Genomic DNA, 9,425 nt, shown 5'->3' on the forward strand with positions numbered 1-9,425 from the left:
TCCCCTCGAGTTCTGCATCGGAATCCTGGCCGTCAGGCAGGCGCGGTGCGTGACTGCGAGGCCGAGCTCGACGTCCTCCTCGCACACTGGGTCGACTCCCGCCTGGCCGATGGGCCCTGGGACGAGGACTGACGGGGAGGACGGGAGGCCGCTTCTCCGCCGGATCCCCGAAGCGCACCAAGGAGGCGGACCGTTCCGCGTTCCTCGGCGAGGTCCCGCTCGCCCGCAGCGTTTCGTCACCGCCCCCACCACCCGCAGCTCAGCTGCCAGGGCCGCGAGAATGGCGTCGCACGTCTACGCATCGCATCCGCGCCGCGCGGGGGCGGACGATTCACGCCGAACACCTCGGTCACCGACTCGCCGACGGCTTCCGGAAAGGCAGCGGCGCCGACGCCGTAGTGCAACCGCGCGTGTGAACTGGTACGTCCGTGGTCTTCAGGCCGGCCCCGATGGGGCTGACAGCACCTACGGCGAGCGGGTCGCGCCAGGCGTCGACGCCGGCGGCGCCGGCGGCGCCGCCGGCGTACTCCGCAGGCATGGTCAGCCGCTCGTTCACCTCCAGGCGGACAGCGTCGTCCATGTCGGCCCGGATGGAGTCACCACGTGGCGGAACAGGGGGAATCACTCCTTGAGGCGGCCAGGCTGCTGATCCGTGAACATCTCGGCGGCGAGTACGGTGCCCACCATCGCCGACCTGCGCGCCGGGCACAGCCGGCCTCGCCGAGTCCGCTGCGGAGTGCAGGTGGGGCAAGTCGGTGGCGCGGACCGTGATGATTCAGTCGGTGTGCTTGGCGTCGTTGCCCTCCGCCGTGGTCAGCAGTTGAGCGGACCCGCCGGTGAGGCGGGCGATTTCGGTCATCTCGGGGCAGGCTTCGGTCAGTTCCGGCAGGAATGCGGTGTCCTTGTCGCGCAGGTTCTCGGGGCGGGTGAGCAGGAGGCGGGGCGAATCGCTGCGGGGTGGTGACCGGCTTGTCGACGCCCTCGGCGCGGCCCTGGGTGATGTGGCGGTGGAGCAGGTTGAGGCTACCGGTGCAGCCCAGCTCCTTGATCTCCCGGAAAAGCCGGAGGACGGGGACGACCGGGTCTTCCGCACGGCGGGTGCGCAGGTGGTCGGGGTAGGGGTCGACGAGCGTGGGCCTGTGGCGGGGTGCGCGGCGGTCGCCGGGTGCGCTCTTTCGTACGGGCGTATCGCTTGACGGTGTTCAGGGCGACATCAAGGCGGCGGGCGCATTAGAGCAGGCCGACTCCTTGGTCGAGCAGATGGTGGACCCGCTGCCGGCGCTCGCGGGTGGTCTGCTCGCGCACGCCCCCGGGCCGGGCGGGGTTCACGGCCGTGGCCCAGCTTGCGGTGTGGGAGCGGACCTCGGCCAGGACCTTGCCGCACAGGTTGCTCCACAGGTGCCACCCGTCGCTGACCTGTACCGCTTCGGGGAGGGCCTGGCGGATCGCCTCGCCGTAGGAGCCGGAGCCGTCGCGGCAGACGTATGCGGCGCCGGGGTGCTCGCGCAGCCACGCGCCCAGGTTCTGGGCAGTGCGGTCGGGCAGGACGTTGATCCGCTCGCCGGTCTCGGCGTCGAAGATCACGCTGGTAGCGGTGCCGGCGCTTGAGGGCGAAGTCATCGATGCCGAGCACAGGCGGGACCGCAGCGGCGCTGCCGCCCTGCGCAGGAGCATGCGCCGGTCGAGCGGGAGATCGCGCAGGCCAGCACGCGGGAGAGGCGGGTGCCCGCCCGGCCCGCTAACTCCTTGACACAGAGCCGAGTTGGCCGGCCAGGCGGTTGTTGCGACGCTGGTAGCGCTCCACGACGCCGGGAACCTGCTCACAGAACGTCTGCCGCGGACAGTCGAGCACCGGGCACGTCAGCCGCCGCAACCTCACCGAGACGACCACCCGCCGTCCATCCACCGGAACGTCCGCGAACCTCCGTCCGTGCAAGCCATGCACCCGCCCCGCCGCACAGCCGAACGCCGCGCCCAAGCGGTCGTCGTAGATCACCGCACACCGGGTCTTGGCCGGCGAGATCCTTGCAGCGAGACCGGGCGGGCTCGGTCACCGGCCGGTTCGAATGAGCACCTCATCGATCCGGTGCTCAGTGTCGCCCGCCCGCCAGGCCCTGGGTGACACTCCCCCGTTCGATCGGGACCGCCGACTGGTCCGAGCGGCGCTTCCAGCCGAACAGCCCGGATCAGTCGGGCCAGGTGCTGCCCCACCGCAGAAGCATCCGGAGCCGACCGCTCGCTCCAGGCCGTGTCCTGCGCGCGGTCCGGCCGACAGCGCACCCGCGCGGTCCGGGCCGGAGCGGGCGTTGGGGGCGCGCACTGCCCGGTACATTCGTTGCCGCTCACGGGCGGCCCCAACTCCTCACAGCGTCGCAGCAACCACTTCGCGGCGTCCTGCCCTCACGGCCACCCCCGCTCAAGCCGCCCGCTCTGTCCGCGGTCGGCACGATGACTCTTCACCCGTCAGGCGTCAGCGGGTCGGAGATCACGGTCGCTCCCCCTCGGAGGGGCGGGCAGCTTCCCTCTCAGGGGACGAACGCCGAGGCCGTGTCGACCAGGTCGAGGAAGTACTGCGGGAGCAGACCCAGTGCCAAAGTGACCAGCACCCCGAAGCCGATGGAGATGATCGTCAGCGCGCTGGGGACGGCGACGGACGGGCCGTCGGGCTGCGGCTTGGAGAAGAACATCAGGACGATGATCCGGACGTAGGCGAATGCCGCGACCACCGAGGACAGCACACCCACGATCACCAGCGGGACCGCGCCGCTCATCAGTGCCGCCTGGAAGACGGCGAACTTCCCGGTGAACCCCGATGTGAGCGGGATGCCGGCGAAAGCCAGGAGGAAGAGGGAGAAAACCGTGGCCAGCAGCGGGGAACGGCGGCCCAGGCCGGCCCAGTCGGGCAGGCGGGAGGCCTCCCCACCCGCATCACGGACGAGGGTGACGGTGGTGAAGGCAGCGAAGGTCACCAAGGAATAGGCAGCCAGATAGAAGAGGACCGAGGACACTCCCGCCTGGCTGGCGGAGAGCACACCCATGAGGAGAAAGCCGGCGTGGGCGATGGAGGAGTAGGCCAGCAGCCGCTTGACATCGGTTTGGCTGACGGCCAGCACCGCGCCGACGACCATGGTGAGCACGGCGACGCCGGACAGCACCGGACGCCATTCCCGCACGAGGTCAGGGAGTGCGACGTACAGCAGCCGCAGCAGCGCTCCGAAGGCTGCCACCTTGGTCGTGGCGGCCATGAATCCGGTGACCGGTGTCGGGGCTCCTTGGTAGACGTCCGGCGTCCAGGAGTGGAAGGGGACGGCGCCGATCTTGAACAGCAGGCCGACTCCCAGCAGGGCCAGACCGGTCAGCAGCAGGGTGTAGTTCGCGGTGGTACTGCCCAGCGCAGGCCCGACCGCGGACCGGCCGGCGATGGCATCGGCGATGCCGCCGAGTGAGACGGTGCCGGCGTAGCCGTACATCAGGGCCGTGCCGAACAGGAAGAACGCCGAGGCGAAGGCGCCGAGCAGGAAGTACTTCAGTGCGGCCTCCTGGGACAACAGCCGACGGCGTCGGGCCAGGGCGCACAGCAGGTACAGCGGCAGGGAGAAGACCTCCAGCGCGACGAACATCGTCAGCAGGTCGGCCGCCGCCGGGAAGAGCAGCATGCCACCGACCGCGACCATGGTCAGCGGGAAGACCTCGGTGGTGGCGAACTCCGCTCGGGCTGCGGCGGTTTCTGCCTCACTGCCGGGCACCGCGGCCGGTTGGGGGGCGAACGCGCCCACGGGCGAGCCGTCCGCTCCGCGCGGCTCCAGTCGCCGTTCGGCGAACGAGAGGACCGCGACCATGGAGGTCATCAGGATGACGCCCTGCAGGAACAGCGCCGGACCGTCCACGGCGACCGCTCCCATGGCGGCCAGGCCGGCCTTGTCGGTGGCGTATCGGCCGTCGGCGAAGAGAGCGATGACGGCGCCGAGGGCAGCCGCCAATCCCAGCACGGCGACCGACACCTGGGCCCGGTGACGACTGCGACGCGGCAGGAACGCCTCGGCGAGGATGCCGACGACGGCGGAGCCGAGGACGATGAGCAGGGGCGCCAGCTGGCCGTACTCGATCTGCGGAACAGGAATGCCGACACTGCCGGACGCCGCCGTCCAAACGGTGCGGGCGGTTTCCGGTGCGACGAAGGCGCTCACTTCACTTCACCTCTGACGGTCCGATGGTGGGAGAAGGACGACATCAGCCGCGGTCTTCGGCAGCCGGGTGGACGGGCTTCGAGTCCGTGCGGTGGACCTCGGAGAGTGTGGCGTCGACTGCCGGGGCGACGATGTCCGTGACGGGCTTGGGATAGACGCCGAGCGCGATCAGCAGGAACACGAGCGGGCCCACCACGAGCAGTTCCCTGGCCCTGAGGTCGGCCATGGCGGCCACGCTCTTCGCCACCGGGCCGGTCATGGTGCGCTGGTAGAGCACCAGCACGTACAACGCGGACAGCACGATGCCGAGGGTGGCGATGGCGCCCAGCGCCTGGTGGCGGGTGAAGGTGCCGACCAGGACCAGGAATTCGCTGACGAACGGTGCCAGACCCGGCAACGAGAGGTTGGCCAGGCCGCCGATGAGGAAGGCTCCGGCGAGCACCGGGGCGATCTTCTGCACGCCGCCGTAGTGGGCGATCAGGCGACTGCCGCGTCGGGAGATCAGAAACCCGGCGACCAGCATCAGCGTGGCGGTGGATATGCCGTGACTGACCATGTAGAAGCTCGCGCCGACCTGGCTCTGCGGGGTCATCGCGAAGATGCCCAGGATGATGAAGCCGTAGTGGGAGATCGAGGCATAGGCGATGAGGCGTTTGATGTCCTCCTGAGCGACTGCCACCAGTGCGCCGTAGATGATTCCGGTCACGGCGAGCACCATGATCGCGGGCGCGAAGAACCTTGAGGCACCAGGGAACAGCTCCAGGCACAACCGCAGCATCGCAAAGGTCCCGACCTTGTCGACGACCCCCGTGATCAGGGCCGCGGTACCGGCGGTGGCCTCCCCCATGGCGCCCGGCAGCCAGGTGTGCAGCGGCCACAGCGGGGCTTTGACGGCAAAGGCGAAGAAGAAGCCCAGGAACAGTACCCGCTCCGCCACCGGGTCGATGGACAGTCGACCATCGCGGAGAGCACCGATGAGGGTGGTCAGGTCCAGCGTGCCGTCAGCCCCGCTGCCGATCCCGGCCCGGGCGGAGAGCGTGTACAGCCCGATCACGGCGGCCAGCATGACCAGGCCGCCCAGCAGGTTGTACAGCAGGAACTTCAGGGCCGAATGGGAGCGCCGTGCGGCCGCCTCGCCGTCGCCGCCGTCAGCCCGGTCGCCGAAGCCCCCGATGAGGAAGTACACCGGGATGAGCATGGCTTCGAAAACGACGTAGAACAAAAAGACGTCGGTCGCCAGGAAGGACAACACCACCATCGCCTCGACGGCGAGGATGAGGGCGAAGAAGACCTGGGTGCGGCGGCGGTTCCCGAACGGCGCCTCGGCGAGAGGATCCGCGTCGGCGTCATGCCACGAAGCGAGCATCACCAGCGGCACCAGCACCGTGGTGAGCAACACCATCATCGCGGCGATGCCGTCCACCCCAAGTGAGAAGCCCACCCCGAAGCTCTTGATCCAGGGGTATGACTCGGTCAGCTGGTAGCGGGCGCCACCCGGATCGAAACGCCCGGCCACGGCGACGGCCAGGGCGAGGGTGGCGCATGCGAAGACCAGAGCGACGGTCTTGGCTGTGCGCCGCCGAGCATCCGTCGTGGCGGCGGGCAGCGCGGCCGTCACCACCGCGCCGACCGCGGGTACCGCCACGGTAAGGGTCAGCAGCGGGAAGGGGCTCATCACAGCGACCTCATCTGGAGAATGGCGGCGCCCAGCACCGCGGCACCACCGAACATGGAAAGTGCGTACGACCGGACCTGCCCGGTCTGAAGGCGGCGCAGTTGCCGGGAAAAACCGCCGACCGCGGAGGCAGTGCCTTGGACAGCACCGTCGACGACAGAGTGGTCGAGGCGGACCAGTCGGCGGGTGAGATACCCACCGGCCTTGACGAACACCACGTGGGTGACGTCGTCCTGGAACAGATCACGCCGGACGGCCCGTGTCAGCGGCGATCCGTGAGGCGTTGTGACGGGGACCGGACGCCGGCCGTACTGCGCCCAGGCCGCAGCCAGGCCGGTCACCAGCGCGACCATGGTGGCCGCGGTCACGGTGGGCGCGCTCACGGGCGGGTGACCGTGGTCGTGGCCGGTGACCGGCTCCAGCCAGTGCAGGAACGCGTCGTTCACGCTGAACAGGCCGCCTGCGAAGACCGACCCGAAGGCCAGCAGGATCATCGGGACGGTCATCGACGCCGGGGACTCGTGCGGCTGCGGCTTCTTCTCTGGCCGCACCCCGATGCCGGGCTCGACGCTGGATGTCTCGTCCGGGCGGACGGTCGGCTGCCAGCGCTTTTCACCGAAGAAGGTCATCAGCATCACGCGCGTCATGTAGTACGCCGTGATGGCCGCGCCCAGCAGGGCCACGCCGCCGAGGATCCAGCCCTCGGTGCCGCCCTTGGCGAAGGCCGCCTCGATAATCTTGTCCTTGGAGAAGAAGCCGGACAGGCCGGGGAAGCCGATGATGGCGAGGTAGCCGAGGCCGAAGGTGACGAAGGTGACCGGCATGTACTTCCGCAGGCCGCCGTACTTGCGCATGTCGACCTCGTCGTTCATGCCGTGCATGACCGAGCCGGCGCCGAGGAACAGGCCGGCCTTGAAGAAGCCGTGCGTCACCAGGTGCATGATCGCGAAGACGTAGCCGATGGGGCCGAGGCCCGCGGCCAGCACCATGTACCCGATCTGGGACATCGTCGAGCCGGCCAGCGCCTTCTTGATGTCGTCCTTCGCGCAACCGACGATCGCACCGAAGAGGAGCGTGACCGCGCCGACGACGGTGGTGACGAGCTGTGCCTCCGGGGCGCCGTCGAAGATGTCGGCGGAGCGGACGATCAGGTAGACGCCGGCGGTGACCATGGTCGCGGCGTGGATGAGGGCCGAGACGGGGGTCGGGCCCTCCATGGCGTCCCCGAGCCAGGACTGCAGCGGCACCTGGGCGGACTTGCCGCAGGCCGCGAGCAGCAGCATCAGGGCGATCGCGGTGAGCTTGCCCTCACTGGTCTCACCGGTGGCCTCCAGGACCGGCCCGAAGGCGAAGGTCCCGAAGGTGGTGAACATCAGCATGATGGCGATGGACAGGCCCACGTCGCCGACGCGGTTGACCAGGAAGGCCTTCTTCGCGGCGGTGGCGGCACTGGGCTTGTGCTGCCAGAAGCCGATCAGCAGATACGAGGCGAGGCCGACGCCCTCCCAGCCGACGTACAGCAGCAGGTAGTTGTCGGCGAGGACGAGCAGCAGCATCGCCGCGAGGAACAGGTTGAGATAGCCGAAGAAGCGGCGCCGGCGCTCGTCGTGCTCCATGTACCCGGTGGAGTACACGTGGATGAGCGAGCCGACTCCGGTGATCAGCAGGACGAACGTCATCGACAGCTGGTCGAGCTGGAAGGCGACGTCCGCCGTGAAGCCCTCGACGGGGATCCAGCTGAACAGGTACTGGCCCATCTCCCGGTGTTCGGCCTCCTTGCCGAGCATGTCGGCGAACAGGACGACACCGATGACGAAGGAGGCGGCGGCCAGGGCCGTGCCGATCCAGTGGCCGACGGCATCGAGCCGCCGGCCGCCGCACAGCAGGACGGCCGCTCCGAGCAGGGGCGCCGCGACCAGCAGCACAATCAGGTTCTCAGCGTTCACGGTTCAGCGACCCCTTACAGCTTCATCAGGCCGGCGTCGTCGACCGAGACCGAGTGGCGGGTGCGGAAGATCGTCACGATGATCGCTAGTCCGACCACCGCCTCGGCCGCGGCGACGACCATCGTGAAGAAGGCGATGACCTGGCCGTCGAGATTCCCGTGCATGCGCGAGAAGGCGACGAGCGTCAGGTTGGAGGCGTTGAGCATCAGCTCCACACACATGAACACCACGATCGCGTTCCGCCTGACCAGCACTCCGGTCGCGCCGATACTGAACAGCAAGGCGGCGAGGTACAGGTAGTTGACAGGGTTCACCGTTGTTCCGCCTCCGCTGGGGTGGAGGTCGTGGCAGAGGGCTGCCCTGCCGGCGACGGCCGGGACTGCGACTCGGTCCGGGCCGCCTCACTCGCCGTGTCGGAGGCGCCCGCAATGAGCGGAGCGCGTAGGGAGCCGTCCGCGCGGCGACGCGGGGGCGTACGGCCCAGCCAGTCGGCGCTGGAGGTTTCCCACCGCTCGATCCCACGCAGTAGGTCGCGGCTTACGTGGCGCATCTGGCCACGGGCGCGCAAGGTGGGATTGACGGTGAGCTCGGACGGTGTGCCGTCGGGCAGTAGTCCGGGGATGTCCACCGCGTTGTGCCGGGCGTAGACGCCGGGGGCCGGCAGCGGCGCAAGGTGCCCGCTATGCACCCGTGCCTCGGACCACTGGCGCTGCGTCTTGGCCCGCCCGATGCGCTCTCGGTGAGTGAGCATCACCGCCCCGACAGTGGCGGTGATCAGGAGAGCACTGGTGATCTCGAAGGCAAGGACGTACTTGGTGAACAGCAGCACGGCGAGGCCCTCCACGTTGCCGTTCGCGTTGGCCTGGCCGATGCCGGTGAACTCCTTCAGGGAGGCGTTCCCGATGCCCGCGAACAGCAGGACCCCGAAGCCGAGCCCGCACATCAGAGCCAGCCAGCGCTGGCCCTTGATGGTCTCCTTCAGGGAGTCCGCCGCGGTGACGCCGACGAGCATCACCACGAACAGGAACAGCATCATGATCGCGCCGGTGTAGACGACGATCTGCACGACGCCCAGGAAGTAGGCCCCGTTGGCGAGGTAGAACACAGCCAGGATGATCATCGTTGCGGCGAGGCAGAGCGCGCTGTGCACGGCCCGCTTCATGAAAACGGTGCACAGGGCGCCGATCACGGCGACCGTGCCGAGCACCCAGAACTGGACGGCCTCACCGGTGGAGGCGCCGGCAGAAAGAGTGACTGTGGCGGCGAGCTGCGCGCTCATGCCCCCGCCCCCTCGTCCTCGGGCTTCTCGCCCTGGGAGACGGCGACCTGGCGCACCGTGCCGGGCGCGGCCTCGGTGACCAGGCCCCGGTAGTAGTCCTGCTCGTCGGTGCCGGGGAAGATCGAGTGGGGCGAGTCGACCATGCCCTCCTCCAGCCCCGCGAGCAGTTGCTCCTTGGTGTAGATGAGGTTGGCGCGGCTGGAGTCGGCGAGCTCGAACTCGTTGGTCATCGTGAGCGCGCGGGTGGGGCACGCCTCGATGCACAGGCCGCACAGGATGCAGCGGGCGTAGTTGATCTGGTAGACGCGGCCGTACCGCTCGCCCGGCGAGTAACGCTC

General features: G+C 69.2%; 7 protein-coding genes and 1 pseudogene. All 8 read right to left on the reverse strand.

Annotated features, from left to right (window positions below; genetic code table 11):
- Positions 1–349: 349 nt before the first annotated feature.
- Positions 350–580, reverse strand: a complete 231-nt coding sequence (locus tag ACZ5XS_RS40815) for a hypothetical protein (RefSeq protein ID WP_468660227.1) — start codon at positions 578–580, stop codon at positions 350–352.
- A 57-nt stretch (positions 581–637) separates the two neighbouring features.
- Positions 638–1,963: pseudogene (locus ACZ5XS_RS40820) on the reverse strand (ISL3 family transposase); the annotation flags it as partial.
- Positions 1,964–2,525: 562 nt separating this feature from the next.
- Positions 2,526–4,187, reverse strand: coding sequence for an NADH-quinone oxidoreductase subunit NuoN (gene nuoN, locus ACZ5XS_RS40825; RefSeq protein ID WP_468660213.1), 1,662 nt, complete (start codon positions 4,185–4,187; stop codon positions 2,526–2,528).
- 43 nt (positions 4,188–4,230) lie between these two features.
- Positions 4,231–5,862: an NADH-quinone oxidoreductase subunit M gene (locus ACZ5XS_RS40830; protein ID WP_468660215.1), complete on the reverse strand. Its 1,632-nt coding sequence runs from the start codon at positions 5,860–5,862 to the stop codon at positions 4,231–4,233.
- A complete protein-coding gene (nuoL, locus tag ACZ5XS_RS40835; RefSeq protein ID WP_468660217.1) occupies positions 5,862–7,808 on the reverse strand; it encodes an NADH-quinone oxidoreductase subunit L in 1,947 nt (648 codons plus the stop codon). Before nuoL ends, ACZ5XS_RS40830 begins: the two co-directional genes overlap by 1 nt.
- Positions 7,809–7,822: 14 nt before the next feature.
- Complete coding sequence (gene nuoK, locus ACZ5XS_RS40840) at positions 7,823–8,122, reverse strand: NADH-quinone oxidoreductase subunit NuoK (RefSeq protein ID WP_468660219.1); 300 nt, start codon at positions 8,120–8,122, stop codon at positions 7,823–7,825.
- A complete protein-coding gene (locus ACZ5XS_RS40845; RefSeq protein WP_468660221.1) occupies positions 8,119–9,087 on the reverse strand; it encodes an NADH-quinone oxidoreductase subunit J in 969 nt (322 codons plus the stop codon). The genes nuoK and ACZ5XS_RS40845 overlap by 4 nt, the downstream gene beginning before the upstream one ends.
- Positions 9,084–9,425: 4Fe-4S binding protein (locus ACZ5XS_RS40850; RefSeq protein WP_468660223.1), on the reverse strand; the 342-nt coding region annotated here is incomplete at its 5' end. The genes ACZ5XS_RS40845 and ACZ5XS_RS40850, both read right to left, overlap by 4 nt.

This window comes from Streptomyces sp. NPDC033131, assembly GCF_055578365.1.

Bases quoted from the DNA above. Each gene is read 5' to 3' on its own strand.
- ACZ5XS_RS40830 (WP_468660215.1), bottom strand. From the start codon at position 5,862: ATGAGCCCCTTCCCGCTGCTGACCCTTACCGTGGCGGTACCCGCGGTC.
- ACZ5XS_RS40815 (WP_468660227.1), bottom strand. From the start codon at position 580: ATGGACGACGCTGTCCGCCTGGAGGTGAACGAGCGGCTGACCATGCCT.
- ACZ5XS_RS40845 (WP_468660221.1), bottom strand. From the start codon at position 9,087: ATGAGCGCGCAGCTCGCCGCCACAGTCACTCTTTCTGCCGGCGCCTCC.